This is a genomic window from Streptomyces sp. NPDC054786 (assembly GCF_053611685.1).
Map to the genome: position 1 here is coordinate 115458 of NZ_JBSHAW010000024.1, position 26656 is coordinate 142113.

A 26656-nucleotide genomic window follows, 5' to 3' on the forward strand; every position below is an offset into this window, starting at 1 on the left:
CCGCGGCCCGACCCCCCTGGACAGCCTGCTCACCGCGGGCACCTCCCTGTAACGCCCCACTGAGAGAAGGAACAACCAGCCATGCCTTTCGCGAACTTCAAGGTCCCCGAGAAGACCCTCACCCCGAAGCAGAAGGAGGAGATCGTCACCCGCACCACCGAGCTGTATGTCGAGATCTACGGCGAGCGCGCCCGTAACACCACCATGGTTCTGGTCGAAGAGGTCGCCGACGGCGGCTGGGGCATCTCCGGCAACGTGCTGACCCTCCCCATGCTCGGCGAGGCGACACCGACCGACACCAGCGGCGCCTGACCGCACCGGCCGTCATTCGGCCAAGACAGCACCTTGAAACCGAGGGCCGCCGGGTCGCGCGTCCGCCACACGGTCTCGTTCATCCGGGGTCGGTGAGATCAGCGAAGCCCTTCATTGTGTCCCCGTACTCGATCGGTCGGCGGTGTCCACCGGAGTGCGGGGACGGGGCACGGTCGCCGGTGCGGCGGCGCTCGCCGCCACCGTCGCGCTGCCGGCCGTTGCTGCCGGCCACGGCCACCACGCTCCGGCCCCGCACCACAGCCGCTCCGTTGTGGTCCTGGGCGCGATCCAGTACGACAGCCCCGGACGGGATGACCGTTCCAACCGAAGCCTCAACCCGGAGTGGGTCACGGTGAAGAACACCGGCCGCCTCCCGGTCAACATCAAGGGCTGAACCCTGTCCGACAAGTCCGGCCACAGCTACCGCTTCGGCAACCTCCGCCTCAACGGCCACAGCCAGATCCGTGTCCACACCGGCATCGGCCACGACAACCGCCGCGACGTCTACCAGGACCGCCGAACCTACGTCTGGGACAACACCGGCGACACCGCCACCCTGCGCAACGACCACCGCCGCATCGTCGACGCCGAAAGCTGGGGACGCCACGGTCACTGACCGGCCTGAACCGGCCGGTGAGCCGTGCCGCTCACCGGCCACCCATGGTGCGCCGCAGGCCCGTGCCGGCGGCGCACCCCTGCGTCCCGTTCAAGGGGCTGGATCGCGAACGCGTCTGCTGCCCATGCCGCTGGCCCTGTGAGTCCGCTTCGGGGCCAGCGCACACCCGGAATCAATCCCAGCAGGACCGGACGCGTTGTCTACACCCCTCGAACTCCACGGCGGTGCTCTCGCAGCCGGCGGCGAGCTGGCGCAGGGTGTCGCGCTCAGCGCGGTCGACGGTCAGCGACCAGCGGAGCTTGGTGCTCACCCAGTCGGACAGGTAGGTGCACTGGGCGTCGGCAGCCGGCGGCATCCACTGGGCGGGTCCTGGTCGGCCTTGGACCGGTTGCTCTTGGCAGTGACGGCGACCAGGGAGCGTTCGGCGCCGAGGTCGTTGGCGTAAGCCTGACGCCGGGCTGCGGTCCACTGGTGCAGGCGGACGACCCGCACCTGGATGCAGTCCGGGCGAGTGGCATCGCCACTGTCGTCAACTGTGCCGCGACCACCGGCGGAAAGCGGCCTGCCGTCGAGACGCTGGTCTTCGGGTCCGACGGAGAGTTGATCACCACTTATCGCAAGCAGCACTTGTTCGAGCACGAGCAGGACGTATTCGTAGCGGGACAGCTTGACGGCCGATTTGAGCTCGGCGGGCTGCGTTTCGCCCTTGCCGCGTGCTTTGACAACCACTTCACCGAGCTGGTCTCCCGTGGTGCCGCCGATGGGTGTCAGGTGCATCTGGCCAGTTCGCTGTAGGGCACGGGCGGCGGAGTGCAAGAGCTGGCGACCGTGTATCCGGGCATCGCCAAGGACTTCGATCTGCACGTCGTCGTGGCCAACCATGTCGGCCCTGCCGGTGCGTGGACCGGCTGTGGCCGCTCCGCGCTGTGGGCTGCAGGCGGCGGCCTTCTCACGCAAGCCGACGCCGACACGCCCATGGTGGTCACCGCAGAGGTCGGATAGAGCGTGCCATGGATCAGCAGCGCATCCAGACCAGAAGCGCGGCAGCGGTAACGGCCCCCAGGTAGATGTAGATCAGTGAGAGCGGACGGCATTTGCCGTCCGCCGCGCGAACGACCAATGGCTTCGCCTGCTGCACCCCCTCCGCCCAGGAGTGGACGCGGGCACCTGCGCGTGCAAGTGAACTGATCTTTGTGCGGCCCCCTTTGAGCCCGCGGTCGGCGCGGGTGGCGGGGCTGTTGGTGCCCCGGCGGCATGTTGGTGGACGCGGATCGATGTGGAGTCGACATTGATGTTCCAGTCGATGGCGTCCTCTGCGTCGGCGAGGGCCTGGACGTGCTGGAGCAGCTTCGCCCAGGTGCCGTCTGCGGACCACAGTTGGTGACGCTTGTGGACGGTCTGCCATGCTCCGAAGCGTTCGGGCAGCTTGCGCCACTGGCAGCCAGTGCTGAGCCGGTGGATGCTCCCGTTGATCACCTGGCGGTGGTTTCGCCACCGGCCACACCAGTTGTTGCTTGTGGGCAGTAGCGGCGCCAGCACTGCCCACTCAGCGTCCGCGAGGTCCCCCCTGCCGAGCATGAACAGATCAGCGAGCTACTGGCCGAAGAGACACTGCCTAGCCCGTCGCCCCGGCCCCGCCAGGTGCGCGGCCGGGGCCCGCGCCACCAGACCCCAAGCAGACGAGGCTGCTTCGCCATGCCCACGCACCGCCTCCAGCACACACGATAAGGAGCTCCGCCATATCCGAGCACGACCAGCCCTGCCTGTACGGGTTCTACGATCTCGGCGGCACCACACTCTGGGTTTGGTGCCCGAGCTGCGACGAGGCGCACCGCCACGGCACCGAGACGCCGCTGCCGAGGGGCACGGTCCTCGACCTCAAAAGCGGGATGCGCTACCACCAGCAGTCCTTACTGGTCCGGCAGCTACAGGGCCCGCATCAGCGACATACCGTGGTCGAGCGCCCGCCACTGGCCCAGCAACCGGGCCCCGATGTGCGGCCGGGCAGTAAGCGCCACGTCATCACCGACGGCCAGGGCATCACACACCGCCACATCCAACGCCTTTGTTCGGGTCAGTAAGACGTGCGACCGGGGGCCGGGTTGCCCTGTCTGCACGAGCATGCCTGTGCCCAGGCGTCAGGTGAACGCCAACGTCCGGTGCGCATACGTATCCGTCGCCACTACCACACATGGTCAACGGAAGTCATCTCTCCGTTTCTCCGGTGTGGCTGGTTATGATCGACACCCCCACATCGCGCCAAAACCGAACCGGGCTTCCCCCAGTCCTGAACCCAGGACTGCGTCTGGTCTCGGCTGTTGGACCGTCCCCAGTGTTTCCCCGCTCCCCGAGGACTGATGTCTCCCATAGAACCCGAAGGCGCACGAGGGCAGTCGACGACTCGTCGGCGGCGTACCCTGCGCCTGCGTACGCTGCTCATTTGGCTGGCAATCGTCCCTATTCTGGCGATGGGTACCCAAGTAGTCATGACCGCACAGCGGCTGGTGCACCAGTCGGAGAACCTGCGCGCTGATGTGGCAGTTGGTGAGCGGATCGACGTACCCCTGACCAAGCTGATGGTCAAAGTGCAGGCTGAGCGGACGATGACCGCCACACGGTGGGCGGGCGGCTCCGTGGCCGACAAGGAGCTACGCGAGCGGCGCGCGGCCACGGACCGGGCCGCGGACGAGTTCCGCCGGTCGGCGAACGGAACTCTGGCGGCGACCGAGCGCGAGAACGAACGTTACGTCGCGGAGCTGAAGCACAGCCTCGCGGATCTGGCCGCGTTCCGCGAGCGGGCGGATTCCCGCAGAGGAGGCGTGGAGCGGACGACCGGCTACTACTCCGACCTCGTCGACCGCATCATCCGCCTGTACCAGAACGAGTTCAGCCATGCGGAAGACGCCGAGCTCATCCAGGAGAGCGGCGTGGTCGTCACGATGTTCACGGTGTCTGAGATGGTGGCGCGCGAGACCGCCATCCTCGCCATGGCCGGGCCGTCCAGGCACCTGAGCTCCTCCGGGTTCGCCGAATTCGTCAACTCCGTCGGAACACAGCGGTACCAGTACGACGAGTGGGTCGCGCCGTATCTGACGCCCGAGGACAGAGCGGACTACGACCAGGTCTTCGCCTCGGACGGCTGGAAGACGAAGGTCCGCATCGAGGACGCGGTCATCTCCGACCACCAGAAAACCGCGTCCGGCATCAAGCTCCCCGTGAAGGCCGACGCCTGGCGGGCCGCGTATGACACGTTCGCGGCGCGCCTTGCCGCGCTCGACGCGAAACAGGCGCGAGCAGTACTCGTGCACGCCGACGCCAAGGCCACGCAGCTGGAGACCGAGGTCATCTGGCTGATCGTCGGAAACGGCGCAGCCCTCCTTGCCGTCGCGGCCGTCATCGTGCTCACCACGCGCTCCGTGCTCCGCCGCCTGCGCGGTCTGCACCAACGCACGGTGGCCATTGCTGAGGACACGCTGCCGGATGTCGTGGCCCGGCTCCAGCGGGGGCAACCCGTCGACGACGATGCGCTGCCGGCGGTGAGCGGAGACCAGGACGAGGTCGGACGTATCAGCGACGCGTTCGCCCGGGTCGTCTCCGTATCCGTCGACGGGCATGCGCAGCTCGCGGCCGAGCGTCAGGGCTTCGGTATGTTCGCCGCGGGCATCGCCTCGCGCACCGGAAACCTGGTCAGCCGGCAGTTGACCCTCACCGACGAACTGCAGGACGCCTTCGGTCACAACGAGGAGCTTCTCGCCGGGTTGATGCGATCCGACCAGTTGACGGTGGGTATGCGGCGTCAGGTCGAGAACCTGCTCATCCTGGCAGGTGGGGAGATTCCCGATCCGCACACCGAGCCCATGCGCGTCGCCGACCTGCTGCGCGAAGCCGCCGCGGAAGTCGAGGACTTCCGGCGGATCGAGCGCCAGGCCCTGGACGAGATCAGCGTGGCACCGCGGATGATCAGCGAGATCAGCCACCTTCTGGCAGAACTCCTCGACAATGCCACCCGGTTCTCCCCGCCGCAGTCGAAGGTGCTCGTCCGTGCCGAACTGGTGACAGACGGGCTGTTGGTCGACATCGAGGATCGCGGGCCGCGGGTGACCGCCGCAACCTACGAGGAGATGAATGGGCGTCTGCACTCGGCCCCGCCGTACTCCGTCCTGGCGGAGAACGCGCACCGGCTCGGACTCTTCGTGGTCGGCCACATCGCCGAACAGCTCGGGGCCACAGTGACGCTGCGCCGCTCGGTATACGGGGGGACGTCGGCCGTGGTGATCCTTCCCGAGGAACTCCTTGTGCCGACCGAACCGGTCCGGGCAGGAAAAGAAGCGCCGCGTGCGGCGGCGACGCCTGCCCCCGCACCGGGCACGCTCAACGAACGCAAACCCGAGCTGGTCTTGCACGCGAAGACCGCGCCGGCCGGCCGTGGGACGCCCGAGCGCTCACCCGAGCGGCCGGTGGAGAGTAAGCCGCCGCTTCCCTCCGTGACACGGGACGGTGACGCGAAGCCGGCCCTCCCCGAGCGGGTCCCGCAGGCTCACATCGCCGAGCGGCTCCGCGCGCCACACGCACCGGAGACTGCCGTCGATCAGGACGCGGCGACACCCGAAGAAGTGGCCGACGCCTGGGCGGACTACGAACACGGAACTCAGACAGTGGAAGAAGAACTCCGACAGGATCAGCCATGACGACGCAAACGAACGACATGATCTACAGCGTCCTGGACAACAACCTGAGCAGGATCGCCGGCATCAAGGGAGCCGTACTCCTGTCCAACGACGGGATCAAACTCAGCTCGTACGAGCTGGAACGGGACCAGGCGGAGCGCATAGCCGCCGCGTCCTCCGGTATCGCTTCCACGATGAAGGCGATATCCAGGGAGGTCGACGGCGGCCGGGTAATCCGCCAGCTGGTCGAGATGGACGACAGCTATCTCTGCATCGTCGGGTGTGGGGAGGGCAGCACGCTTATCGTGGTGACCTCCCGCAAGGCGCGGCTGGGGGAGCTGGGCGGTGAGGCCGTGCGCACCGCCCAGGCGCTCGGTGAGTGGCTGAGCACGCCTGAGCGCGGCCAGGCGCAGCGCTCGTAATGGCGGACGAGCCCGGGCCGCGAGAGGGAGGCCGCCGCCGGACGCGGCTGTACGCGCTGACTGATGGACGTACGGCGGCTGCACACGCCGCCCTCACCATGGACACCACGATCACGACCGTGGCCGTCGCGGACGGCCATGGCGGTCTGCCCAGCGAGTGGCAGGCCATCCTCGCGATGTGCTCGCCTCCGGGCGGCCTGGCGGTCGCCGAGATCGCGGCGCGCATGCACATCCGCCTCACTCCCATGACGCTTCTTCTCGGCGAACTCGCGGATCGGGGGCTGATCGAGCACCGGTCGCCCCTTGAAGGGACCGAGACCACCAATGTCCACCTGCTCATGAGAATCAGGGACAACCTTGCCCGGATATGACACCCCTGCCCAGGAAGCGGCCCCCGTCAAGATCCTCATCGCTGGGGGATTCGGCGTCGGCAAGACGACCCTGGTCGAGACGGTCTCCGAGATCGAGCCGTTGCGCACCGAGGAGCGGCTGACGAGCGCGGGCGTCGGCGTCGATGACCTCGACGGCATCGAGTCCAAGGCGGTGACCACCGTCGCGATGGACTTCGGCCGCATCACCCTCACCGACGCACAGGTCGTGCTCTACCTGTTCGGCACACCTGGCCAGGAGCGCTTCTGGTTCATGTGGGACGACCTGCTGAACGGGGCACTCGGGGCGATCGTCCTTGTTGACACACGACGCCTCGACCGTGGTTTCCCGGCCATCGACTTCTTCGAGAACCGAGGGCTTCCGTTCGTGGTCGCCGCGAACTGCTTCCACGGCGAACAGCCCTACACCGCCGAGGAGATCAGGGCGGCGCTGCATCTGCGTGACCCGAACACACCCATCCGTATGCTCGATGCCCGCTCCCGTGACGAAGCTCGCGGTGCCCTGCTCGCGCTTCTCGACATGCTCATCATCAAAGCCGGGGTCGCGACGACCGGCTGACACCCGCGACGCCCCGAGACGCCGCTCAGTCGCCCCGGGCGAATCCGAGGTCGATCTCTCTGGCAGTCGAGCTGTCACGGCGGTGTGCGGCGTCCATCACCGTCCCGGGGGCACGGCTGAGAGTTAAGGGCGTATGGGCTTCTCCGCGGCTGGACCGCTGGGAAGCGATCTTTCGCATGGACTCCGGTCCTTGGGTGATTTGCTGCGCGAGCAGCAGCGGAGGGACCCCGTGCCTGCTCGGGGCGCAGGGTCGGCTACCGGACTACTTCCGCCGATTCCAGCTCAGTTGGAGCCCTGCGTGCCAGGCAGAGCCCTGCATCGTGACCAGGAAGGCGGACTGTGCCGCGTCGAACGTCATATCAGCGAAGACGATCGAGATGGTCACCATGGCGGCGAGCACGGCACTCAGCCGTACCACCGCCCGGCCGCCTCCTACAGTAAGGGTTGTCCCGTAACTGCTGGTCGTCACTGATGACGCTTCATGAAAACGGCCACCCCCTGTTTGGACTGGCCTCAGAGTTGCTCGCCCTGATGCCCCACATGGACGAGGGCTGTAAGACGTTGCGGCGGCCGCGGATTTCACCACGTGGCGGGGGCCTGCACGCGAAATCCTCTGGTCCGTAGGCTCCTTGGGGTGATCGGATAGGCGCATGAGTCTTCCTCGTAACGGAATGTCCGAGGTTGTCGTGCCAGTCCTCGTCCGTGACCTGACGCCCACTGATCTGCCGACCTGTACGTGGTCCGGCTCGACCGCCCATCTGATGCAGGTGGAACGGGAGTTGGTGCGCGCGGCAGCGGGAGATGTGGACTATCTGGCGGTGTGCACCCCGGCCGATGTTCCGGTAGCGATCGGAGGCATCGACTACCAGGTCACGGCCGGCGTAGGCACACTCTGGCAGCTCGGGGTACTCCCGGCCCTGCAGTCGTGTGGTCTGGGCACCATGCTCATCCGGGCCGCGGAGGACCGCATCAGGTCACGCGGCCTGCACAGGGCCGAACTCGCGGTGGAGGAGAGCAATCCACGGGCCCGGTCCCTGTACGAGCGACTGGGCTACCTACCCCATGGTCGCCGACCGGACGCCTGGGACGTCCAGGCGCCGGACGGATCACTGCTCCGGTACGAGACCATGTGCACGCTGATGCACAAGGACTTGTCGTAGGGGGCCGCGTGGCGATGGAAGTGTGGGCACCGATCTTTTCACTCGCAGGCGTCGCTCTCGGCGGCGGCCTGACGGCGCTCTCCCAGCGCGCCACTCAGCGCTCCGCCGAACGGCTGGAGGAACGCCGCCAGGCAGCGGCCACCAGCGAGGCGCGCCGAGCAGAGCAGATGCAGGCAATCAAGGACTTCATCGCCTGCGCCCAGGATGCCGAACGGGCGGCCTACAGCCGTCCCGAGGCTTGGGGCGATGACGCAGACTGGAACAGTGCCGCTTCGGGTGCCATGACCAGGCTCTGGATCGCTGAACGGCACCTCGTGCTGCTCAGCGACGCGGACCTGCACGCCCCTGTGCACACATACGGTCGGGCACTCAACCAGGCGGTGTGGCGAGAGATCGGCGACGTCGAGGTCAACGAGCACCTCGAGGAACACAAGATCGCCTTCATGGCCGCAGCACGCGCGAGCCTCGCCTCCCCTTGAGTCCAAGCAACCTAGGTTGTAGGGACCGTCCAGAGGCGTCCGTCAGATCCAAGGCAGGCGCTTAACGCCAGGTCAGAGCCTCACGTCCGGGGGGGATCCACCCAGTCGGTGAGATCTGCGTGAGAGCGCGTGCGACGAGCTGCCCCGCCGGGATGTGCTCATGCTCCGGTGGGGCTTCTGCGCGGGGCGGGCTACTGGGCGTCGCCGGAGGGGAGCAGTCGGACGAGCTGGGCGCGGTGCCGCAAGCGTCGCAGCGAGAGCCAGGCGCCACCGTCCGCGCGGGGCCGCTCCCGCACCGCCGCCCTGGCCATGGTCTTTCAAGCTCGTCGAGTCCGCCCAGCAGCGTTGGCGGGCCGTGAACGCGCCCCACCTCGTCACCTTCGTCCGAGCCGGGGCTGGCTTCGAACAGTTCTTGAAGACCTGCAACGGAAGCTGCTGGCCATCAACCGGAGCCAGTCTGAGCTCCAAGTCCTGCAACGGCTTGAGCACAGCAGTAGTCCGAGACCCATCCGGGTCCGGGCCCCTGAGGGCCGCCCATGCCTCGAACACCCCCCTCACACTCTCCCAGCCCGGTCCCGGGGTGAAGCGCGCCAGGAAGAACGGCTGATCGCAGCCGTACTCACTGAGCTCACCGACCAAGACATCCCCCCGCAAGAGCCGCCACTGCGTCATCAGGTGTCCCCGTCCTCCACCACCCAGAGACCGCATCTTCGCAGACCTGGTGGAGCACGAAGCGTCAACCGGGATTCGCTCCGGTGATCCGATCCTGCTGGCGCCGGACTACCGCATCGGCAAACTCCTCAGCCTGTACACGCGCAGTCAGGACCGCATCAGCAGCCTGCGCTACTGGACGGCCTTCACGCGCGCCTCCCGCCGTCCACCGACAGCGCGATCCCGGTGACGTAGACCGCGGCGTCCGAGCAGAGCCAGACCGCGGCTGCGGCCGCCTCCTCCGATGTGGCCAACCGGCCGAGCGGGGTGATCGCCGTCTGCATCGCGATCATGTCGGTGCCGGCCGCGACCCTTTCGAAACCGGGTGTGCGGGTCGGACCGGGGCAGATGGCGTTGACACGGATGTGCTGCGGCGCGTAGTCCACGGCGGCGACCTTGGTGAGGCCGACGATGCCGTGCTTGGCGGCCACGTAGGCGGGGGCGGTCGGGATCGCGTACAGGCCGCCGTTGGAGGCGACGTTGACGATCGCGCCGCCGCCGCGGCTGCGCAGGGCGGGCAGCTCGTACTTCATGCAGAGGAAGGTCCCGCTCAGGTTGACGTGGGTGACTCGCTCGAACTCCTCCAGACTCATTTGGTCGAGCTGTCGGTGGTGCGAGTCGAGGCCCGCGTTGTTCACGGCGAAGTCGAGGCCGCCGTACTTCTTGATCGTGCGTTCGACGGCGGTCCGCACCGCGTCCTCGTCGCTGATGTCGACGCGGAGAGCCAGTGCCTCTCCGCCGTCCTTCCTGATCATTTCGGTGGTCTCGGCCGCTGTGGCCTCGTCGATGTCGGTGACGGCGACGATGGCGCCCTGCCGAGCCAGCTCGATCGCCGCCGCGCGGCCGATGCCGCTTCCGGCGCCCGTCACGAGCCCGATTTTGTCGGCGAAGTTGCTCATGGGGAAGTCCTTTCGGCGCGGTTCCTCGCGCCGGGCGACAGCTGATTCGCCCGGGCGGTCTTGTTGCGGATGTCGTGTCAGCGGAGTGCTAGCCGGTACGGCGATTCCGCTGCCGTGCTTGTCCGTCTCCGCCTCGTCCAGCAGCAGGGAGGCCAGCGTGGCCCGGGAGATCCGGGGCGGGAGCAGGGGACGCCGCAGTTCCGCCAAAGGCACGATGCGGCCGGCGGAACTGAGGGGGCCGTCGGTGACGTCCGGGGCGTGGAAGACCGTGGCGCCGGCGACGAGCGCGATCTGGTCGGCCTCGGCCTTCTCGGCCAGTTCCGAGCCGACGAACATCCGCATCACCCCCGCGTAGATCAGCCCGCCCGACCGGCTCGACACGCCCGAGCCCAGTGCGCCGAGCCACACCGTGCGGACGCCGACCGCCGCGAGCACCCTGGCTCCGGCGACCAGTGCGCCCGGACCGTCGCCCTTGGCGATGCCGATGGCGGAGACGGTCACGTCGACGTCGGCCAGGTCGGGGAAGCTCCGCGGGTCGGTGACATCCGCCTTGCGGACCTCGACCTGCCGCGGCGCGGGCACGGAGAACGCGGCCGGCGTCCGGACCAGGGCCACGACGTCGTGCCCCCGCTCCAGCGCTTGACCCACGAGCGTGCCGCCGGTCCGCCCCGATGCTCCCAGTATGGCGATGCGCATGATGATCCATCCCTTGACTGAACAACTGTTGGCGACATGACTAAACAACTGTTGGTTAGTGATGTCAAGGCGAGACCCGGCTGTACGGTGAACCCCTGCTGCTCAACCGTTCAGCCTGGTCAGAAGGGAGCCAAGGTGTCGCCGCAGGAGCAGTCCGCTCCCCGTCGCCGTAATCCGCGCGGGCAGGGACAGGTACTCAAGGCCCAACTCGTGGAAGCCGCGGCAAAGCTGCTGTCCACCCTCGACCAGCCGGAGACGCTGACCCTGCGGCAGGTCGCACGCGAGGTCGGGGTGGCACCAGCCAGCATCTACAGCCACTTCCCCGACCTGAGCGCGCTGGTCCAGCACGTGCTGCGACTGCGCTACGCGGAGTTGGCGCGCCTGATGGACCAAGCCGCGCAGTCCGCCCCGAACCCGCTGGCCGACCTCGCCGCCCGGTGCGCCGCCTACGTACGCTGGGGAGTCGGCCAGCCCGGCCACTACCGCACCCTTTTCGGCGGGCGCATGCCGGACGACCTGATCCCGGGGTCAGCGCACGGCGCCGGAGCCGAACCACTCGAGGCCGTCACGGCCTCCCTGGCAGCGGCCGCCGAGGGGGGGCGCAGGCCGTCCTCGACGGAGCAGCAATGGCAGGCGGGCCTCCTACTCTGGACCGGGCTGCACGGCCTGGTCAGCCTCTACAACGACCACGGGGACCTTCCCTGGCCGCCCCTGGACGACCTGATCGCCGATCTGCTCAGCCTGCACACAGCCCGCCCGGCGGCCGAGATCGTGCCCCTCCTGCCTCCCGCAGGGGGATGACCCTGGTTTGTCGAGGCCGGCCGGCGGCCCACCTGCTGGGCTCACGCGGCTGAGCCGCGAGAGCGGGCGAAGCGACGCACAGACAACATGACGCCCGGGCGAGATCGTGCCCGAGAGCAGGACCCAGGAGTGTGACTGCGGTGCAGGCCACCACTGGAGCACGGACGTGAAGGGGCACCGCTTCCCGCCCTTCCCGGGCCGCCCGGGTAGCACTCTTCTGGCGGGACCGCCATAGCGGCACACTGCCTCGCCGGAGCAGCATTTACCGGCACTGAACGAACGACCGCGACAGTCCCCTTGCATGTTCTGTGCCCAGGTTGAGCAGGCGATCGTTGCGTTGCCTGGGTGTGTGGCACCCAGGCAGCAAACGTCCTGGTTAGCAGCTTCTGGGGCGTCCAGACTCGGTGGCGAAAGGGAGGACACCGGACGGGAGGAGGGCCTCGTGCCGCAGGCGAGTGAGGACAGCGTTGACGTGGTCGGGATGTGGGTGACCGCGGACGGTGACATCTGTCAGGAGCTACGGGCGGACGGTCGCTACGACGAAGCCCGCGGGAAGCGACCGAGCGCGTACACGGGCCGCTACACAGTGACCGGCAACCGTCTGCAGTACGCCGATGACTCCGGATTCACCGCGACCGGTGAGGTGCGTGATGGCGTGCTCTACCACGAGCACCTGGTGCTCCACCGCAAGGAGGAGCGCCAGTCATGAGGGGCATCGGCAAGCCGGCGGTCGCGAAGGCCGTGGCCCCCTCAGTCAGCCGGCCGGCCGGAGGCGACATCGACGAGATCGGGGCCAGCCCCGCCGCCGGTGCGCAGTAGCAGCAGCGACCTCGGGCGCAGCGGACACTACGCATGCGCCCATAGATGCCAGTACAGGCCCTTGAGCGGAAGAACGAAGATGACGACAGACACCGACCGACGCCCCACGCGGGATGGTGACGCCGTGCGTGGCACGGTTGCGGTGGTGACCGGCGCCGCGCGCGGCGTGGGCAGGGCCACCGTGGCGTGGTTGCACGCCCGTGGAGTACGCGTCCTGGCCGAGGACATCCGGTCCGAGGTGGAGGACCTGGCCGCGGAGTTCGACGGTGTGACCACCCTGGTCGGCGACGTCTCCCGGGAGGAGACGGCCCTGCGTGCGGTAGAGCTGGCGCAGGAGCGTTTCGGTGGCCTGGACATTCTGGTCAACAACGCGGGGCGGACGCTGAACAAACCCCTCACCGAGACCACGGCAGGAGACTGGGACACCCTGATGGCAGTCAACGCCCGCGGCGCGTTCCTCCATGCCCGGGAGGCGTTCCGCGCCATGCGCGAGCACGGACGAGGCGGGGCGATCGTCAACGTCGGCTCCTACACCTGCACGGTCGCGCTGCCAGAGGGGTCGGCCTACACCGCGTCCAAAGGGGCCCTGGCACAGCTGACCAAGGTCATCGCGCTGGAGGGCGGTCCCCACAACATCCGGGCCAACGTCGTGGCACCGGGCGTGATCGAGACCGACATGCTCGACAACATCCGTGACGACAGCCGCGCCTACCTGCGCTCCTTCGCCGGCGCGCACCCGCTGGGCCGCGTGGCCCAGCCGGAGGAGATCGCCGAGATCATCGGATTCCTCGCCTCGGCGCGCTCCAGCTTCATGACCGGCGCCGTCGTCGCCGCCGACGGCGGCTTCACTGCCGCCTGACCCCACACACCGCCTGCCCCGTTCTCGCGCGGGGCGGTACTGCCCCGGCGAACCACGACCGAGAGAGAGGACGACACCGCTATGACTGGCCGACGACTTGACGGCAAGGTCGCACTGATCACCGGTGCGACGGGAGGAATCGGCGCAGCGACCGCCAAGCTGTTCGCCCGCGAAGGCGCGCGGCTGGTCGTCACCGATGTCCGCCAGGAGCGCCTCACAGCACTCACGGAGGAGATTGAGGAGACCGGCGCGGAAATCGTCTCCGCTTGCCTGGATGTCTCCTCCGCCCAGCAATGGGACGAGGTGATCACCACCGTCCGCGAGCGGTTCGGCACTCTGGACACCCTCGTCAACCTCGCGGGCATCCTGGACTGGCCGGGCATCGAAGACACCCGGGAAGACGCGTGGAACCGCGTCATCGACGTGAACCAGAAAGGCACTTGGCTCGGGATGAAGGCTGCCCTACCCCTGCTGCGCGCCACCGGCAATGCCTCGGTGATCAATACCTCGTCCGTCCTGGGACTCGTGGGAAGCGGAGCAGCCGCGGCCTACCAGGCATCCAAGGGCGCGGTGCGCCTGCTCAGCAAAACCGCGGCGGTCGAGTACGCCCGCCAGGGAGTACGGGTCAACTCCATCCACCCCGGAGTCATCGCCACGCCGATGATCCAGGAACTCCTGGACGAGCAGGGCGACCAGCAGCCGGACATCGTGCGTACCCCGATGCGCCGCGCGGGCCGCGCCGACGAGATCGCCTCGGCCATGCTCTTCCTCGCCAGCGACGAGTCCTCGTTCGTCACCGGTACCGAGCTTGTGGTCGACGGCGGCCTCACCGCCCACTGACCCCTCCCCATGCGGACGGAGAAGACCAAACAGCTCGCTCACCAGCGACTCCCCGCACCGTCTGACCCCGTCGCCGCGATGTCGCCCAGCGGAGGTCAAACCGGCGATCGTGAAGAACATTGAGATGTTCGCAGCGGCTGTGCTTGGCGGTGGAGCCCTGGCGGACGCGGTAGGCGTTTCCTCTCTTGCCGAGACGGGTGTGCCGGTCCGTCCCATATGAAGGCGCGAGGGGGGCTGCTGGCCGCTGCACTTGACGCGTTTTCCGCATGTCACTGGAGAAAGACTTCGATGCCACGTCCCCCTGCGCTCAAACTTGCCGGGGTTCTTGCAGAGATCCGTATGAGCCCGTCCGCGTTCTATCGCCTTCGGGCCCGAGGTGTGGCTCCTCGGATGATCAAGTTGCCCAATGGAGAACTACGCTGCCGCCGCGCCGACTTGGATGCGTGGTGGGAAGCGTGTGAAAGGGATACGCCTGCATGGCGATGAGCTATAAGGTTCGCTTCTGGGAAATACGGGAGCGTCAGGACCGCCGCAAGGGATTCGAAGCACGCTGGACGGTCAGCGGCCGAGAAAAGTCTGAGTCCCTCCTCACTAAGGGACTTGCAGAGAGCCGACGCGCCACGTTGATGACAGCGGCTCGCGACGGTGAGCCGTTTGATACCCGGACCGGCTTGCCAGCCGCCGAGCTGCGTGCTCTGAAGCAGCGGACCACGTGGTACGTCCTAGCGCGAGAGTACGTCGACCAGCGTTGGGACCGTACCCCTGGAAACACTCGCCGGACACTCGCCGATGCTCTGGCCACTATTACGCCGGCCCTCGTGGCCCCGGGAGCTGGTTACAGGTCGCCGCGAGTACTGCGACGTGCCCTCTATTCGTGGGCTCTGCCGCCTGGCGCTGCCCGAGCTGACATCCAAGGGCTTCGTCACCGACCTGGCCGACGACCGGTACCTGCTGGACGAGTCCGTACAACACCTGTCCGGCATGCACCCACGCTCGCACGACAACATGGCCCTCCTCCGGATTCGCTGGGAGGTGTGGAAGGAGGGGGTGAGCCCGGCGTTGCGCCGTCACGCCGAAGCCGTGGAGCACTGCCCGCTGTGCGCACTGCCTCTGGTCCGGGTGGCACCGGCGTTCATGCAGCAGGGTCTGCCCATGCAGGCCCGGCCGAAGGTGCGCACGGCGTACGGCGCGTGGAAGGACACACAGCCCGACCGCGGCCCCTGCGCTGCCGAGTTCGCCGCCAGGTGGCGAGCCGAGCACGGCCACGGCCCGTCGATCATGCAGCTCTGCTCGGAGCTGGGGTGGCCATTGGAGTCGCCGGAACTGCGCGCCTTTATCGTCGAGCGGCTGGTCGCCAACGCGTGGCTGACCCACACCTTCCCGGTGCCGTGGACGCTGCGCCCGGGAACAGCCGGCCAGACAATCGTGTCGTCGGCAGCGCTGGCCGGCTCCGGCACGCGATGACCCCCGTGCGCCCCAGGCCGGAGGTGACTCCGTCGGCTTCACCATCCCGGTGCTTGGGCATGGAGACGAGGGCGGCATGAGTCGAGCCGTGCCGCCGACTGTCCGGGAGAAGGCCCGCACCCGCACCTGTCTGCACTGCCGGGCTGCGCCGGGGGAGGAGTGCGTGCCCGATCGGGCCGGTCGCTCCCGGCTGCACCCGGGCCGTATCCAGGACGCCGAGCGAGCCCTGGCACCGCTGCCGCCGTACCGGATCCTGCCGCCGGACATGGAGCAGGACCGCAAGCACTTCGAACTGGACCCCGACTCCGCCGACACCCTGGTGGTGTTCGCCCCGACGCCTGTGGGGCACGGAATCCTGGACTTCCTCACCCAGCTGGTCAACGGCGTTACACGCGCCGGACAGTGAACCGACGTCCGGTCCGCTCCGGGACACCGCCAATCCCGAAACGCACGACCGCATAGGGGGAGCCTTGGCCGCACCACCACGACGTCGTCCTGCCCGCAGCCGCCGGCCCACAAGGAAACCGCGCCGCCGGGCCGTCCGACGACGTGCACGTCAGGCGGCCACCAACCGCGTCATCGCCGCCGCCTTCGTCCTGGTGCTCGTCGTCGCAGCCTTCCGGGAATACCCGGTCATCAGCAGTCTCGTGACCGCTCTGGCCCTGGCCGCGACCACGGCCTACTTCCTCGCCAGCACCAGGCACCTGCGAGCCCTCGCACGTCCCATCGGCGGCCGAGCGGACTTCACTCACAGCATCGCCGCCTACCAGCACCTGACCGGCCCGCAGTTCGAGCACGCCATCGCCGAACTCGCACGCCGCGACCCCGCAGTCCGCACCGCCACCGTTGCGGGGGGCAGCAACGACCGCGCCCTCGACGTCCTTGTCCAGCTCACCGACGGCCGCCGCATCGCCATCCAGTGCAAGCGCCATGCCCCGAACAACCGGGTCGGGGCTCCCGTCATCTACGCCGTCAACGGCACCTACCGCGCCTATCACCGCTGCGATCAGGCTGTCATCGTCACCACCAGCTCCTTCACCCCCGACGCGCAGCGCGCCAACGCCGATCTCGATCATCCTCTGCGCCTCATCGACGGCCGCAGCCTCGCACGGTGGGCCTCCGGAGGCCGGCCGCCCTGGGGCGCCTGATCACTGCACTGGGCTTTTGCCGGTTTCGACGGCTACGGAAAGCTGCCCGGACCTGAACACCGGTCCGGGCAGCTTTCCGTTGTGGATCAGACGGCAAGCGCAGGCCGCGGCGCTTGGGTGAGGTTCTGCTGACTCCGGCCCGGGCGGGCCTAGAAGGCTCTCGCGTAGCTCGGCAGATGGAACGGGCGCGCCCCGCCGCAGCGCATCGGCACGGCTTGAGCAGTGCCGATGCCTGGCTCATGCGAACGGCAGGTGAGCGGCACGCTGCCCACCGCCCCGGAAGGCGCCCCGATGACCGCGCTGATGCTGTAGATCCTCTATAGTTTGCCTATGGCTTCGACGACGATTCAGGTGCAGCGGGAGACTCGTGATCATCTTGCCGAGCTCGCCAAGGAGCGCGGTGTGAGCATCGGCCAGCTGGTCGAAGCGCTCGCCGCGGAGCAGCCGACTGCGGCTCAGCGGGCCGAGCGGCTGGCCGCCGACCGTGATGTCGTGCGCCGCATGATGGGCGTGGACATCCCCGACGAGGAGTTCGATCAGGCGCCCGATGTGCTCGGCAACATCTACAAGATCGCTGCCGAGAAGGTCCGGGCCGCCAGGGGCACCGCAGCGTGATCATCCTGGACACCAGCGCCGTCAGGGCGCTCGCCGGCGGCCACAAGACGCTGAACCTCCTGGCCGGCAACATGGCGAAGGCTCCCGGCGAACGTCTCAGCATCCCCGCCCTGTGCCTGACCCAGGCCCAAGCCGGCGAAGAAGACCTCTCACAGCGCGTCCTCGCCTTCTCCTCCGTGGTCGTCGACAGCCTCGACACGATGGCCGCCGTCAGCGTCGGCACCATGATCCGTGACGGCTACGGCGGTCCGGACACCTGCCACGCCCTGTACTGCGCACTGCCACGCCCCGAGTTCACCGGCATGTCGATCCTGCTGACCGGCAACGAGGACGCCTACCCGCCCGGCGTGGTCACCGTCGACATCGACTCACCCGGAATGCTGGGCTTCCACTGACGGCATGCGCCGAGCGGCTCCACCATGACGGAGCTGGTCCGCGAATTCGTCGCCGCAGCCGGCCCAGTCCCTAGACCGGCGCCGCGCTTCGGGGAATTCATCCTCGGGAGGCGCCCTGCGGCCAGGCCACCTGCACGGGGGTGCCCGTGCGCTCGACGTAGGCGACAACGTCGGCGGTGCCTCCGTGGCCTCGCGCGGGCTTCCCGTCCCAAACGGCCAGCAGCTGGTCGGCCAGACCGACCAGGATTTCGCTGCCGGCCATGTGCGCGGCGGAGTCCGATGTCGTCAGCCCGGTCTCGTGGACGTCGACCGCCTGCCGCAGCAGCGTGTCGTAGGTCGGGCGGTGCCAGGAGAGTAGGCCCGCCGGTACTCCCGCGCGGGGACGACGGCCTCCAGGCGGCCGCCGTGCTTCAGCACCGCCTCGGCGAACCAGCTGTCCGGACCGTCGGCAATGCAGGAGACGGCGATCAGCTCGGCCGGCTCCCACTCGCGCACCGCATCGTCGAGGAGGCTGCGGACCTGCTGGTCGATGTCGAGCTGCCCCGTAGACCTGCTGCCTGACCGCCAAGCCGGGACGCTGGCCGCGTGGCTCAGCGGATGTCCGGAGTGCAAGGTGATCTGCCGCGACCGTGCCCCGTTCTTCGCTGAAGGCGTCCGAACCAGGGCACCGGCGACTTTCCAAGTCGCTCCGGCGCCATTCGCACTTCTGGCCGTGGGGCAGGTCGATGCTCCGCAAACCCTCTCCCCAATGGACCGGTCAGATCACCGTGGCCCACTGGGCACCGGTTCGCCAACCACACCCGCGAGCAACACGCCACCGTCCAAAGCCACAGCAGGCGAGCCATCGGCCGGTCTTAAATGCTCGCAAGCGGAAATAGGTAGCCCAGTCCGATGGACCGGATTGACCGAACTCAGCAGCAGCACCTCCTCCGCCGCAACGGGCTGCCGAACTACCGTCTGGCGCGATACGCGTCGACTCCCGTGCGGGGCAGTGCAGTACACCTTGTCCCACCAGGCGAGACGGAAGCCGGTGGAGGGAGACCCGGAACCTCTCGCACACTACTCTCTCGTATGCAAGCGATAGAGCAGGAGGAGGTAGTCGTGGAGATCGACGAGTGCGTCGTCTTCGCCCTCGGCAAGGCGTACCAGAGGGCGCACGGCGAACTGAAACGCCGCCTGAAACCACTGGGTCTGACGGTGCCCCAGTACTCCGTGCTGGCGGGCCTGTGGGAACAGGACGGCCGCACCGCGGCCCAGTTGCGTGAGCGTCTGGTCATGGACAGCGCCACCCTCACCGGCGTCCTCGACCGGCTCGAACGTTCCGGTCTTGCCGTCCGGTCCTCCGACGAGAAGGACCGGCGCCTCGTGCGCCTGCGGCTCACGAAGGCGGGCACCGCGCTACGCGAGGAGGTGCAGCGCACGGTCGCCGAGCTCAACGCGGAGCTCCTGCGACTGCTTCCGCCCCAGGAGGCGGAGCCGCTGCGCGCCGCGCTGCGCACCATGGCGAAGGGAGAACGGTGAAGAAGACGACCGCACCACGCGTCCACCCGGCCTGGGGCATGCTCGCCCTGGTCCTGCTCGGACTGCTGACCGCCCAGGGTGCCCGGATCGCCTTCGGCGCCTTTGTTCCCGCCTGGAGAGAGGGGCTGCACACCGACCTCGGCACCATCAGCCTGATCGGCATGGTGAGTTACCTCATCTACGGGTTCACACAGCCGCTCGTCGGCCAGCTCGCCGGACGCTTCGGCCCCCGGGTGGTGCTCTGCGCCGGCGTCTTCGTCGCGGGCGTGGGCCTGCTGCTTTCGTCCATGGCGTCCTCCGTGCCGGGCCTGATGTTCCTGTACGGCGCGCTCGCCTCGCTCGGTTTCAGCGCGGCCTCCGGCGTGACCGCGGGGCTCGTGGTGAGGCACTGGTTCACCGAGCGCCGCGGCCTCGCCTTCGGCCTGGTCGAATCGGGCTTCGGCGCGGGCCAGTTCGTCTTCACGCCGCTCTCCCTGTTCCTGATCGAGGCGTACGGGTGGCGCAACACCCTCGTCGTCGAGGGCGTCCTGCTGACGGTCGTCGTGGGACCGCTGGTCACGGTGCTGCTGCGGTCGACGCCCGCCGACCGGGGCCTGGAGCCGTACGGCGGCCCGGACCTGACGGAGGTACCGGAACACCACACGGACCAGGACAGCGGGCGCCCCACCGCACGGGAGGCACTGCGTTCCCCCCTGCTGTGGGGACTGCTCGCGCCGTTCTTCGTGTGCGGTGTGACGACCACGGGCCTGATGGACACCCATCTGGTCTCCATCGCCCATGAGCACGGCGCCTCCACCGCGCTGACCGGCACGGCGGTGAGCCTGCTCGCCGTGGCGAACATCGCGGGCACCGTGGCCTCAGGGCCGCTGAGCGACCGCTACAGCTGCGCCCGCATCCTCGCCGTCCTGTACGGGGTGCGCGCGCTGATCCTGATCCTGCTGGCGCTCGCCCCCTACGGGGCGTGGCTCGTGGTGATCAGCGTCGCCTTCGGCCTCGTCGACTTCGCCACCGTGGCACCCACGCATCTGATCGCCACCCGGAACTTCCCGGCCGCTTCCCTGGGCCTCGTCTTCGGCCTGCTGTCGATGGCGCATCAGGTCGGCTCCGCGCTCGGCTCGTATCTGCCGGGCCTGCTCTTCGACATGACGGCCAGTTACACCCCGACCCTCCTCGGCTCCTCCGCGGCGCTGCTCGTCGCGATGATCGGCTGTCTCGTCACCCTGCCCGGCAACTCCCGTGCCGCGGGCGCCGCTCAGCCGCAGCCACAGCCACAGCCGGTGAGCAGCGACGCCGCCTGACAAGCCGCTACTCTCGGCCTGAATCGGCCAACTCAGCCCGACGGCGCCGTCCTGGACCCCGTCACGAGGCAGGAGACCGAAGGGGTACCCGATGAGCGACATGACTGATCAGGAGATCGTCCGCGCCGTACGCGGGTTCGCGGCGATGCACGCCGAGCGCGAGAAGCTGGCCGAGCGGGTAGCGGCGCTTCGTACCGCGGTGTCCCCAGAGGACTTGGCCGAGCGCAATCGTTTCGGCGAAGCCATGGCGAAGATGGACGCGAAGCTCCTTCTGGAGTCCGTTGAGGTGCTGGACCGCATGAGTATGACAATCGCCGCACAGGCTTGCTTCTCCATGGCCAAGGAAGAGGGCCTCGCCACTACAGCCTGTCCGACGATTCGAGCTACGGACCCGTCGGACAAGCCCTAGTACTGCAACTGCGTTTGAGGTGACGAGGCTGTGGCTCTATGGGCTGTGGCCTCGTCGTTTGTAGTGGCTGTGGCGGGGTGCTGTCGTCGGCGGCGTCAGTGGGACCAGTGCGGGACGAACTCGATGCTGTGGTGGCCCCGTGAGGCGAGTGTCCAGGTGTCGGAGTTCGGGGACAGTGAGGGGACGTTCGGAGGATCTGTTTCTGCATTCCCTGTGTCGAGTTCGGCGGCGCGGGTGACGGTGAGGAAGGCGTGGGTGGCCATCGCGAGCATGATGTGGCGGTGCCAGCCCTGGTAGCGGCGGACCTGGTGGTGATCGAGGCCGCATTCTCCCTTGGCGCTTGGGAAGCATTCCTTGATGGCCCCAGCCGGTGCCGGCGACGGCGATGAGCTCGTTGAGTGTGGTCTCGGCGGGGGCGTAGTAGCTGTAGTCGCCACTGCGGGTGATGCCGTGCAGCTACTACGACAAAACGCAGCCGAAGGCGAAGAACAGCTGCCATCGCTCAAAGCTCGCCTGGTCGCGTCGGGCGACTCTGCCGGGCTACACCAAGTCCATCGGTGCAATGGCTGATGGGCAGGACGCCAACATGGACTACCACTTCGTCGCATGCTCTGGCGCCCGCATCTACAACGTGGTGAGCTTCGGACAGAACAGTGAACTGCCACAGCTCAAGCAGGGCTACCTCGATCAAAACACCACACTGGTCACCCTGTCTGTGGGCGGCAACGACGCCCGGTTCACAGACATAGTCACGAAGTGCTTCCTGCCCATGCTTGTGAACTGCCAGGCGAGCTCACTGGACAACGTGAACCCGGACAATAGTGATGCCGCTGAGGGTGAAACAGGACGGCTCGACGAGTGGGCTCCGAAGTGGCTCCGTGATCAGATCCGGCCGCGCATCACCGCGATGTTGAAGATGATCCACGACAAGGCACCCAACGCGAAGATCGTCCTCATGGGCTATCCGAAGCTCCTGTCAAACAACGGCTCATGCCTCCCCGCCATCGAAGAAAGCGAGGGGAAGTGGGTCAATACCGTTGCCGACACCCTTGCCACCGAGATGAAGGGCGCGGTCGACGATGCCAACAGCAAGTACGGTGCGAAGTCGGTCTTCTCCGATCCACGCGCAGCGTTTGCCGGCAAGACAATCTGCGGCGATCCCGAGTCCGTACACGGCATCGTGATTTCAGGGCAGTCGCAAGCGGACAACGAACTACCACAGCCCTCGATGCAGTCGTTCCACCCCAAGCCCGCGGGCGCACGCCTCTACGCAGACTCCCTCGAGAGCACCCTCAAGGGGTAGCAGCACTCGGCCAGGAACAGTTGGGAACCACGGAAGGATGATGAAGAGACGGTCGTCGAGCCGCTCGAACGAAACGGCAAGATGACCGGCACCCCGCTTCTCCTCTAACCGCCCTGAGGCTGTAGGGGTCCTGAGTGCAAATACTCAGGACCCCTGAAGCCTCTTTCGAAAGTATGTGCCCTATGACCAGTTCCCGAGCTGCACGGCCCCTCAAGGGAGCGGCAGCCACGGCGTTCGCCATCCTTGTCTGCCACGTCATCCTCAGCGTCGGATATGCCGCCGTGAGGGCCAAGAAGCGCGCAAACCCGAGCAGTGCCTGGGCGGATGCCGATTTACGCCTGGCGACCTTCGCTCTGGGGGTTGTGATCGTGATGCCTCTGATTTTGTGGATAGGCATGCGGATCATGGGAGAGAAGGACAACTACGCACTCGTCATCGGCGGCAGTCTGGCCTGGTTGTTTGGCGCTGGCTACAACCTCAGTTACATCAAGTACACGCCAAGTACGCACCTGCCGGTGCCGTTGCTCGTCGCCATGGTGGCTGTCGGGGGGCTCCTGTCCGTCGACAACATTGCGCACCGACTGACGGGGCGTGCGAAGAGCTGAGGGGCGTCGGGTCAAGCTCCTCAGCTTCCACGCAGTGCGGTCGCAGCGGCTGCCGTAGATGGTCGTGTGTGCACTCTGCGCGGTCGCGGAGGATAGGGACGACCTTCTCGTCCAATGTGGCCGATGTCCTCCCTCGCGGGCAAGGACCCCAACGCCAGCTGGTCATCCGGGCCTGTGCCCGGAAGATGAATTCGTGTGGCTCCGCCGGATCCGGCGGAGCCACAGTGCGTTACGGGGCGGCGCGCAGGTGCTCGCGCCTGGCGGTGACCAGGCTGTGCCAGCGAGTGCGGGTAGCGGGCTCGCCGTCGAGCCACTGAGCCGGGGAGCCAGGATCAGCGGGGGAGTGACGGTCGGCCATGAAGTGGGCGATGTCGGTGTAGTAGGCCTAGGGACTTTCGTTTGGATCATCGGGCTGACCAGAGGAAGATGCCTGCGATGTGGAGTCCGGCCAGGTAGATGGTTGCGGTCTTCTCGTAGCGGGTGGCGTTGCCTCGCCACTGTTTGAGTCGGTTGATGCACCGCTCGACGGTGTTGCGCTGCTTGTAGGTCTCACGGTCGAACGTGGGCGGCCTGCCGCCCCGACTGCCCCGTCGCAGCCGGTGCCCGCGCTGACCGCCGGAACCGGGATCACCGTCCGGATGCCGCGTTTGCGCAGGTGGTCGCGGATGGCGCGTGAGGAATACGCCTTGTCCGCCAGAACCACGTCCGGCCGGGTCCGCGGCCTTCCGCGGCGGCGGGGAACGCGTAAGCGGGCCATCACGTCCGTGAAGGCGGGTGCATCGCCGGCCTGTCCGGTGGTGAGAACGAACGCGAGGGGTCGGCAGCGGGCATCTGCTGGCAGGTGGATTTTCGTGCTCAGCCCGCCGCGGGACCGGCCGATGGCATGGTCGGCCGGTTCTCCGGCCGGGGCCCCTTTTTGCGGGTCCCGGCCGCGTGCTGGTGAGCTCGCACGATCGTGGAGTCCACCGACACGGCCCAGGTCAGGTCCTCGTCCGCGTCGGCCTGGGCCACCAGCGCGGTGAACACTCGCTCCCAGGTGCCGTCCAGGGCCCACATCCGCAGCCGGTTGTAGACACCTCTCCAGTTGCCGTACTTCTCCGGCAGGTGGACCCACTGCGTTCCGGTCTGGAACTTGAAGGCGATCGCGTCGATCACCTCCCGGTGATCACGCCAGCGTCCACCCCGCTTCGGCGTCCGGTCCGGAAGCAACGGCTCAATTCGCGCCCACTGCACATCTGTTAACGGCACACCCGGACCAACGACCGACTGATCCAAACGAAACTGCCTAGTCAGCTGGCCGGGGGCCAAGCCGGGGAAGAGCCAGGCTGTGCCGCGGTGGGCGTGGACGAGTTGTGCGCGGGTGTGCGGGGTTCCGGCCAGCTGCTGAAGGGTCGGCGATCGCCGGTGGCAGCGGGGCGTGGTGCCTGCCGGTGAGCAGGTGGGTGTCCTTTCCGTGCCTGGTCAGGTGATCGGCGGTCAGCCGGCAGATCCGGGTGAGGGGGAGGCCGAAGAGTGAGGCTGCGGCAGGCCAGGACCCAGTGCCGGCGGTCCGGCCGGTGCCAGGGGGGTGCCCAACTCGCCTATCCGCGCGGCCGCTGACTTCACCGTCTAAGGACCCTGCGACGGCCGCCTCGCGGCGCGGCGCATCCTTCGCACCTCCGAGATCTGAATCCGTGGCTCCGGCTTGGACCGGTATACGCATCAGGCCCCTGGGTTCCTGGGGGCCTGATGGTCGAAGGTGGTCGTGGGGGCGGGAGCGCCGTCGGGCTGGGGCGGCAGCAGCGGGCCGCAGTCCCACTGCTGGAAGATCAACCGGGTCTCGACGCGCGCCACTTCGGGCCGTGAGGTGAACCCGTCGAGGACCAGCCGCTGAAGATCCGCCATGTCCGCGACCGCGACATGGACGAGATAGTCGTCGGGCCCGGTCAGATGGAAGACCGTAATGGACTCCGGCAGCGCCCGGATCCGCTCCACGAACGGCCCCACCAACTCCCGCCGATGCGGCCTGACCTGCACGGACAGTAGTGCCTCCAGGCCCCGGCCCAGCTTCGCCGGGTCCAGCCGCAGCTGATGGCCGAGAATCACTCCCGAGCGGCGCAGCCTGGTCACCCGGTCCAGACAGGTCGAAGGCGCGACACCGACCTGCGCGGCGAGATCGCGGTACGTCATCCGTGCGTCGTTCTGCAGCAGCCGTAGCAGATGGAGATCTACCGGATCGAGTACGACAGAATCGGTCATGTGCCGAACGTAGCACGGGGTCCAGCACTCCTCTCCCGCTCGGTGTTCAGACTCCTGGGCATGGACTCCGGCAGCTTTGACGCATATGACGTACCGGTCGACCCGCAGGGAACCGGCCATGCTCCTGACGGCACCGGTCGTCGTGTCCCGGGCGTGCCCGCACCCCGGGCGCTCGCCACCGAGGCGGTGCACGCCGGGCGGGACGACCTCGCGCGGCAGGGGGTGCACGCCCCGCCGATCGACCTGTCCACGACCTACCCCTCGTACGACAGCCGGGGCGAGGCCGCCCGGATAGACGTCTTCGCGGCCGACGGTGCCGAACCGGAGGGCCCGCCTGTCTACGGCCGCCTCGGCAACCCGACCGTCGCCCGCTTCGAGACCGCCCTCGCGCGTCTTGAGGGCACCGAGAGCGCGGTCGCGTTCGCCACCGGGATGGCCGCGCTGAGCGCCGTGCTGCTCGTACGCAACGCGATGGGCCTGCGACATGTCGTCGCCGTACGACCGCTGTACGGATGCAGCGATCACCTGCTCACCGCAGGGCTGCTGGGCTCCGAGGTGACCTGGGTCGACCCGGCGGGCATCGCGGACGCGCTGCGCCCCGACACCGGCCTGGTGATGGTCGAAAGCCCGGCCAACCCGACCCTCGCCGAACTCGACCTGAGGGCCGTCGCGCACGCCTGCGCTTCCGTCCCGCTGCTCGCCGACAACACCTTCGCCACCCCCGTACTGCAACGCCCCGTCGAGCAGGGAGCCCGTCTCGTCGTGCACAGCGCCACCAAGTACCTGGGCGGCCACGGAGACGTCATGGGCGGCGTGGTGGCCTGCGACGAGGAGTTCGCCGGGCGGCTGCGCCAGGTGCGGTTCGCCACGGGTGGAGTGCTGCATCCGCTCGCGGGCTATCTGCTGCTCCGTGGCCTGTCGACGCTGCCCGTACGGGTCCGAGCCGCGTCCTCGCACGCGGCGGAGCTGGCCGGCCGGCTCGCCGCCGACCCGCGCGTCACCCGCGTCCACTACCCGCGCATCGGAGGCGCCATGGTCGCCTTCGAGGTAGCCAGCGACCCCCACGACGTCATCGCGGGCGTCCGACTGATCACCCCGGCCGTGAGCCTCGGCAGCGTCGACACCCTCATCCAGCACCCCGCGTCCATCAGCCACCGCATCGTGGACGCCAACGACCGCCGCGGCGCGGGAGTCAGCGACCGGCTGCTGCGGCTCTCGGTGGGGTTGGAGGACGTGGAGGACCTGTGGGCCGACCTCGACCGGGCGTTGGGGACGGCGCCGGGGCCGGGCAGGGGCCTCCGGGAAGCGGCGGTCGCGAACAGGTAGAACCGCAGACGACGACCGGCCCGGCCGAGACGACCGGCCCGGCCGAGACGACCGGCCCGGCCGAGACGACCGGCCCGGCCGAGACGACCGGCCCGGCCGAGACGA

At 68.2% G+C, this 26656-nt stretch carries 30 protein-coding genes and 6 pseudogenes; 26 read left to right on the plus strand and 10 right to left on the minus strand.

What is annotated here, in order from left to right:
- Positions 1-81 precede the first annotated feature (81 nt).
- Both ACWGI6_RS21375 and ACWGI6_RS21380 read left to right on the plus strand, forming a co-directional pair.
- Positions 82-312: a tautomerase family protein gene (locus ACWGI6_RS21375; protein ID WP_453268987.1), complete on the plus strand. Its 231-nt coding sequence runs from the start codon at positions 82-84 to the stop codon at positions 310-312.
- Positions 313-454: 142 nt separating this feature from the next.
- Positions 455-928, plus strand: a pseudogene (locus tag ACWGI6_RS21380) (lamin tail domain-containing protein).
- A gap of 172 nt (positions 929-1100) precedes the next feature.
- On the opposite strand, the pseudogene ACWGI6_RS21385 reads toward ACWGI6_RS21380, so the two are convergent.
- Positions 1101-1399: pseudogene (locus ACWGI6_RS21385) on the minus strand (hypothetical protein); the annotation flags it as partial.
- Here ACWGI6_RS21385 and ACWGI6_RS21390 point away from each other — a divergent pair.
- Entirely contained in the window at positions 1400-1723 is a 324-nt protein-coding gene (locus ACWGI6_RS21390; RefSeq protein ID WP_453268988.1) for a nitrilase-related carbon-nitrogen hydrolase, read from the plus strand.
- Between the two features lie 15 nt (positions 1724-1738).
- Positions 1739-1930, plus strand: coding sequence for a hypothetical protein (locus ACWGI6_RS21395; RefSeq protein ID WP_453268989.1), 192 nt, complete (start codon positions 1739-1741; stop codon positions 1928-1930).
- A 72-nt stretch (positions 1931-2002) separates the two neighbouring features.
- On the opposite strand, the gene ACWGI6_RS21400 is transcribed toward ACWGI6_RS21395, so the two are convergent.
- The gene (locus ACWGI6_RS21400) at positions 2003-2506 is read right to left on the minus strand and encodes an IS5 family transposase (RefSeq protein WP_453268990.1); all 504 of its coding nucleotides are present in this window, start codon (positions 2504-2506) and stop codon (positions 2003-2005) included.
- 347 nt (positions 2507-2853) lie between these two features.
- On the minus strand, positions 2854-2982 hold the full coding sequence (locus ACWGI6_RS21405; protein ID WP_453268991.1) for a hypothetical protein: 129 nt from the start codon (positions 2980-2982) through the stop codon (positions 2854-2856).
- A gap of 432 nt (positions 2983-3414) precedes the next feature.
- On the opposite strand from ACWGI6_RS21405, the gene ACWGI6_RS21410 reads away from it, so the two are divergent.
- The 4 genes from ACWGI6_RS21410 to ACWGI6_RS21425 are packed head-to-tail and all read left to right on the plus strand — an operon-like array spanning position 3415 to position 6965.
- On the plus strand, positions 3415-5616 hold the full coding sequence (locus tag ACWGI6_RS21410) for a sensor histidine kinase (protein ID WP_453268992.1): 2202 nt from the start codon (positions 3415-3417) through the stop codon (positions 5614-5616).
- Entirely contained in the window at positions 5613-6017 is a 405-nt protein-coding gene (locus ACWGI6_RS21415) for a roadblock/LC7 domain-containing protein (RefSeq protein WP_393905040.1), read from the plus strand. Before ACWGI6_RS21410 ends, ACWGI6_RS21415 begins: the two co-directional genes overlap by 4 nt.
- Positions 6017-6388 carry a DUF742 domain-containing protein gene (locus ACWGI6_RS21420; protein WP_453268993.1) on the plus strand — a complete coding sequence of 124 codons (372 nt, stop codon included), beginning with the start codon at positions 6017-6019 and terminating at the stop codon, positions 6386-6388. The genes ACWGI6_RS21415 and ACWGI6_RS21420 overlap by 1 nt, the downstream gene beginning before the upstream one ends.
- On the plus strand, positions 6375-6965 hold the full coding sequence (locus ACWGI6_RS21425; protein WP_453268994.1) for a GTP-binding protein: 591 nt from the start codon (positions 6375-6377) through the stop codon (positions 6963-6965). Before ACWGI6_RS21420 ends, ACWGI6_RS21425 begins: the two co-directional genes overlap by 14 nt.
- A 262-nt stretch (positions 6966-7227) precedes the next feature.
- Here the strand turns inward: ACWGI6_RS21425 and ACWGI6_RS21430 are convergent, their stop codons facing one another.
- Positions 7228-7383, minus strand: a complete 156-nt coding sequence (locus tag ACWGI6_RS21430; protein WP_453268995.1) for a hypothetical protein — start codon at positions 7381-7383, stop codon at positions 7228-7230.
- A gap of 232 nt (positions 7384-7615) precedes the next feature.
- Here ACWGI6_RS21430 and ACWGI6_RS21435 point away from each other — a divergent pair, with 232 nt between their 5' ends.
- Positions 7616-8125: a GNAT family N-acetyltransferase gene (locus tag ACWGI6_RS21435; RefSeq protein WP_453268996.1), complete on the plus strand. Its 510-nt coding sequence runs from the start codon at positions 7616-7618 to the stop codon at positions 8123-8125.
- 8 nt (positions 8126-8133) lie between these two features.
- Entirely contained in the window at positions 8134-8604 is a 471-nt protein-coding gene (locus tag ACWGI6_RS21440) for a hypothetical protein (protein ID WP_453268997.1), read from the plus strand.
- 857 nt (positions 8605-9461) lie between these two features.
- Here the strand turns inward: ACWGI6_RS21440 and ACWGI6_RS21445 are convergent.
- Complete coding sequence (locus tag ACWGI6_RS21445; protein WP_453269017.1) at positions 9462-10214, minus strand: SDR family NAD(P)-dependent oxidoreductase; 753 nt, start codon at positions 10212-10214, stop codon at positions 9462-9464.
- Positions 10215-10358: 144 nt separating this feature from the next.
- A pseudogene (locus tag ACWGI6_RS21450) lies at positions 10359-10910 on the minus strand (NAD(P)-dependent oxidoreductase); the annotation flags it as partial.
- 135 nt (positions 10911-11045) lie between these two features.
- On the opposite strand from ACWGI6_RS21450, the gene ACWGI6_RS21455 reads away from it, so the two are divergent.
- From ACWGI6_RS21455 to ACWGI6_RS21500, 10 genes are all read left to right on the plus strand, one after another.
- Complete coding sequence (locus ACWGI6_RS21455; protein WP_453268998.1) at positions 11046-11711, plus strand: TetR/AcrR family transcriptional regulator; 666 nt, start codon at positions 11046-11048, stop codon at positions 11709-11711.
- Positions 11712-12192: 481 nt separating this feature from the next.
- Positions 12193-12420, plus strand: coding sequence for an Atu4866 domain-containing protein (locus ACWGI6_RS21460; protein WP_453269018.1), 228 nt, complete (start codon positions 12193-12195; stop codon positions 12418-12420).
- 189 nt (positions 12421-12609) lie between these two features.
- Positions 12610-13389, plus strand: a complete 780-nt coding sequence (locus tag ACWGI6_RS21465) for an SDR family NAD(P)-dependent oxidoreductase (protein WP_453268999.1) — start codon at positions 12610-12612, stop codon at positions 13387-13389.
- 81 nt (positions 13390-13470) lie between these two features.
- The gene (locus ACWGI6_RS21470; RefSeq protein WP_453269000.1) at positions 13471-14229 is read left to right on the plus strand and encodes an SDR family NAD(P)-dependent oxidoreductase; all 759 of its coding nucleotides are present in this window, start codon (positions 13471-13473) and stop codon (positions 14227-14229) included.
- A gap of 288 nt (positions 14230-14517) precedes the next feature.
- Positions 14518-14715 (plus strand): helix-turn-helix transcriptional regulator, encoded by a 198-nt coding sequence (locus ACWGI6_RS21475; protein WP_453269001.1) that lies wholly within the window; start codon positions 14518-14520, stop codon positions 14713-14715.
- A gap of 375 nt (positions 14716-15090) precedes the next feature.
- Positions 15091-15693, plus strand: a complete 603-nt coding sequence (locus ACWGI6_RS21480) for a hypothetical protein (RefSeq protein ID WP_453269002.1) — start codon at positions 15091-15093, stop codon at positions 15691-15693.
- Between the two features lie 76 nt (positions 15694-15769).
- Positions 15770-16099, plus strand: a complete 330-nt coding sequence (locus ACWGI6_RS21485; RefSeq protein WP_453269003.1) for a zinc finger domain-containing protein — start codon at positions 15770-15772, stop codon at positions 16097-16099.
- 193 nt (positions 16100-16292) lie between these two features.
- Complete coding sequence (locus ACWGI6_RS21490; RefSeq protein WP_453269004.1) at positions 16293-16841, plus strand: restriction endonuclease; 549 nt, start codon at positions 16293-16295, stop codon at positions 16839-16841.
- Between the two features lie 330 nt (positions 16842-17171).
- A complete protein-coding gene (locus ACWGI6_RS21495; protein ID WP_453269005.1) occupies positions 17172-17456 on the plus strand; it encodes a hypothetical protein in 285 nt (94 codons plus the stop codon).
- Entirely contained in the window at positions 17453-17851 is a 399-nt protein-coding gene (locus tag ACWGI6_RS21500; RefSeq protein WP_453269006.1) for a hypothetical protein, read from the plus strand. Before ACWGI6_RS21495 ends, ACWGI6_RS21500 begins: the two co-directional genes overlap by 4 nt.
- Before the next feature lie 97 nt (positions 17852-17948).
- On the opposite strand, the pseudogene ACWGI6_RS21505 reads toward ACWGI6_RS21500, so the two are convergent.
- A pseudogene (locus tag ACWGI6_RS21505) lies at positions 17949-18382 on the minus strand (hypothetical protein).
- A 540-nt stretch (positions 18383-18922) separates the two neighbouring features.
- Here ACWGI6_RS21505 and ACWGI6_RS21510 point away from each other — a divergent pair.
- From ACWGI6_RS21510 to ACWGI6_RS21520, 3 genes are all read left to right on the plus strand, one after another.
- Positions 18923-19372, plus strand: a complete 450-nt coding sequence (locus tag ACWGI6_RS21510; RefSeq protein WP_453269007.1) for a MarR family winged helix-turn-helix transcriptional regulator — start codon at positions 18923-18925, stop codon at positions 19370-19372.
- Complete coding sequence (locus tag ACWGI6_RS21515; protein WP_453269008.1) at positions 19369-20670, plus strand: MFS transporter; 1302 nt, start codon at positions 19369-19371, stop codon at positions 20668-20670. Before ACWGI6_RS21510 ends, ACWGI6_RS21515 begins: the two co-directional genes overlap by 4 nt.
- A gap of 91 nt (positions 20671-20761) precedes the next feature.
- A complete protein-coding gene (locus ACWGI6_RS21520; RefSeq protein WP_453269009.1) occupies positions 20762-21079 on the plus strand; it encodes a hypothetical protein in 318 nt (105 codons plus the stop codon).
- 158 nt (positions 21080-21237) lie between these two features.
- Here ACWGI6_RS21520 and ACWGI6_RS21525 read toward each other — a convergent pair.
- Positions 21238-21526: pseudogene (locus ACWGI6_RS21525) on the minus strand (IS701 family transposase); the annotation flags it as partial.
- A gap of 139 nt (positions 21527-21665) precedes the next feature.
- Here ACWGI6_RS21525 and ACWGI6_RS21530 point away from each other — a divergent pair.
- Both ACWGI6_RS21530 and ACWGI6_RS21535 read left to right on the plus strand, forming a co-directional pair.
- The gene (locus ACWGI6_RS21530) at positions 21666-22382 is read left to right on the plus strand and encodes an SGNH/GDSL hydrolase family protein (RefSeq protein WP_453269019.1); all 717 of its coding nucleotides are present in this window, start codon (positions 21666-21668) and stop codon (positions 22380-22382) included.
- A gap of 182 nt (positions 22383-22564) precedes the next feature.
- Positions 22565-22987 (plus strand): hypothetical protein, encoded by a 423-nt coding sequence (locus tag ACWGI6_RS21535; RefSeq protein ID WP_453269010.1) that lies wholly within the window; start codon positions 22565-22567, stop codon positions 22985-22987.
- A gap of 404 nt (positions 22988-23391) precedes the next feature.
- On the opposite strand, the pseudogene ACWGI6_RS21540 reads toward ACWGI6_RS21535, so the two are convergent.
- Positions 23392-24262, minus strand: a pseudogene (locus ACWGI6_RS21540) (IS5 family transposase).
- Positions 24263-24688: 426 nt separating this feature from the next.
- Entirely contained in the window at positions 24689-25225 is a 537-nt protein-coding gene (locus tag ACWGI6_RS21545; protein ID WP_453269011.1) for an Lrp/AsnC family transcriptional regulator, read from the minus strand.
- Positions 25226-25285: 60 nt separating this feature from the next.
- Between ACWGI6_RS21545 and ACWGI6_RS21550 the strand changes: the two genes are divergently transcribed.
- Entirely contained in the window at positions 25286-26551 is a 1266-nt protein-coding gene (locus tag ACWGI6_RS21550) for a trans-sulfuration enzyme family protein (RefSeq protein WP_453269012.1), read from the plus strand.
- The last annotated feature ends 105 nt before the right edge of the window (positions 26552-26656 follow it).

Coding starts and splice junctions, on each gene's coding strand:
- ACWGI6_RS21375 (WP_453268987.1), top strand. CDS start 82: ATGCCTTTCGCGAACTTCAAGGTCCCCGAGAAGACCCTCACCCCGAAG.
- ACWGI6_RS21400 (WP_453268990.1), bottom strand. CDS start 2,506: ATGCTCGGCAGGGGGGACCTCGCGGACGCTGAGTGGGCAGTGCTGGCG.
- ACWGI6_RS21410 (WP_453268992.1), top strand. CDS start 3,415: ATGACCGCACAGCGGCTGGTGCACCAGTCGGAGAACCTGCGCGCTGAT.
- ACWGI6_RS21415 (WP_393905040.1), top strand. CDS start 5,613: ATGACGACGCAAACGAACGACATGATCTACAGCGTCCTGGACAACAAC.
- ACWGI6_RS21420 (WP_453268993.1), top strand. CDS start 6,017: ATGGCGGACGAGCCCGGGCCGCGAGAGGGAGGCCGCCGCCGGACGCGG.
- ACWGI6_RS21435 (WP_453268996.1), top strand. CDS start 7,616: ATGAGTCTTCCTCGTAACGGAATGTCCGAGGTTGTCGTGCCAGTCCTC.
- ACWGI6_RS21445 (WP_453269017.1), bottom strand. CDS start 10,214: ATGAGCAACTTCGCCGACAAAATCGGGCTCGTGACGGGCGCCGGAAGC.
- ACWGI6_RS21460 (WP_453269018.1), top strand. CDS start 12,193: ATGTGGGTGACCGCGGACGGTGACATCTGTCAGGAGCTACGGGCGGAC.
- ACWGI6_RS21465 (WP_453268999.1), top strand. CDS start 12,610: ATGACGACAGACACCGACCGACGCCCCACGCGGGATGGTGACGCCGTG.
- ACWGI6_RS21470 (WP_453269000.1), top strand. CDS start 13,471: ATGACTGGCCGACGACTTGACGGCAAGGTCGCACTGATCACCGGTGCG.
- ACWGI6_RS21475 (WP_453269001.1), top strand. CDS start 14,518: ATGCCACGTCCCCCTGCGCTCAAACTTGCCGGGGTTCTTGCAGAGATC.
- ACWGI6_RS21485 (WP_453269003.1), top strand. CDS start 15,770: ATGAGTCGAGCCGTGCCGCCGACTGTCCGGGAGAAGGCCCGCACCCGC.
- ACWGI6_RS21495 (WP_453269005.1), top strand. CDS start 17,172: ATGGCTTCGACGACGATTCAGGTGCAGCGGGAGACTCGTGATCATCTT.
- ACWGI6_RS21510 (WP_453269007.1), top strand. CDS start 18,923: ATGCAAGCGATAGAGCAGGAGGAGGTAGTCGTGGAGATCGACGAGTGC.
- ACWGI6_RS21520 (WP_453269009.1), top strand. CDS start 20,762: ATGAGCGACATGACTGATCAGGAGATCGTCCGCGCCGTACGCGGGTTC.
- ACWGI6_RS21530 (WP_453269019.1), top strand. CDS start 21,666: ATGGACTACCACTTCGTCGCATGCTCTGGCGCCCGCATCTACAACGTG.
- ACWGI6_RS21535 (WP_453269010.1), top strand. CDS start 22,565: ATGACCAGTTCCCGAGCTGCACGGCCCCTCAAGGGAGCGGCAGCCACG.
- ACWGI6_RS21545 (WP_453269011.1), bottom strand. CDS start 25,225: ATGACCGATTCTGTCGTACTCGATCCGGTAGATCTCCATCTGCTACGG.
- ACWGI6_RS21550 (WP_453269012.1), top strand. CDS start 25,286: ATGGACTCCGGCAGCTTTGACGCATATGACGTACCGGTCGACCCGCAG.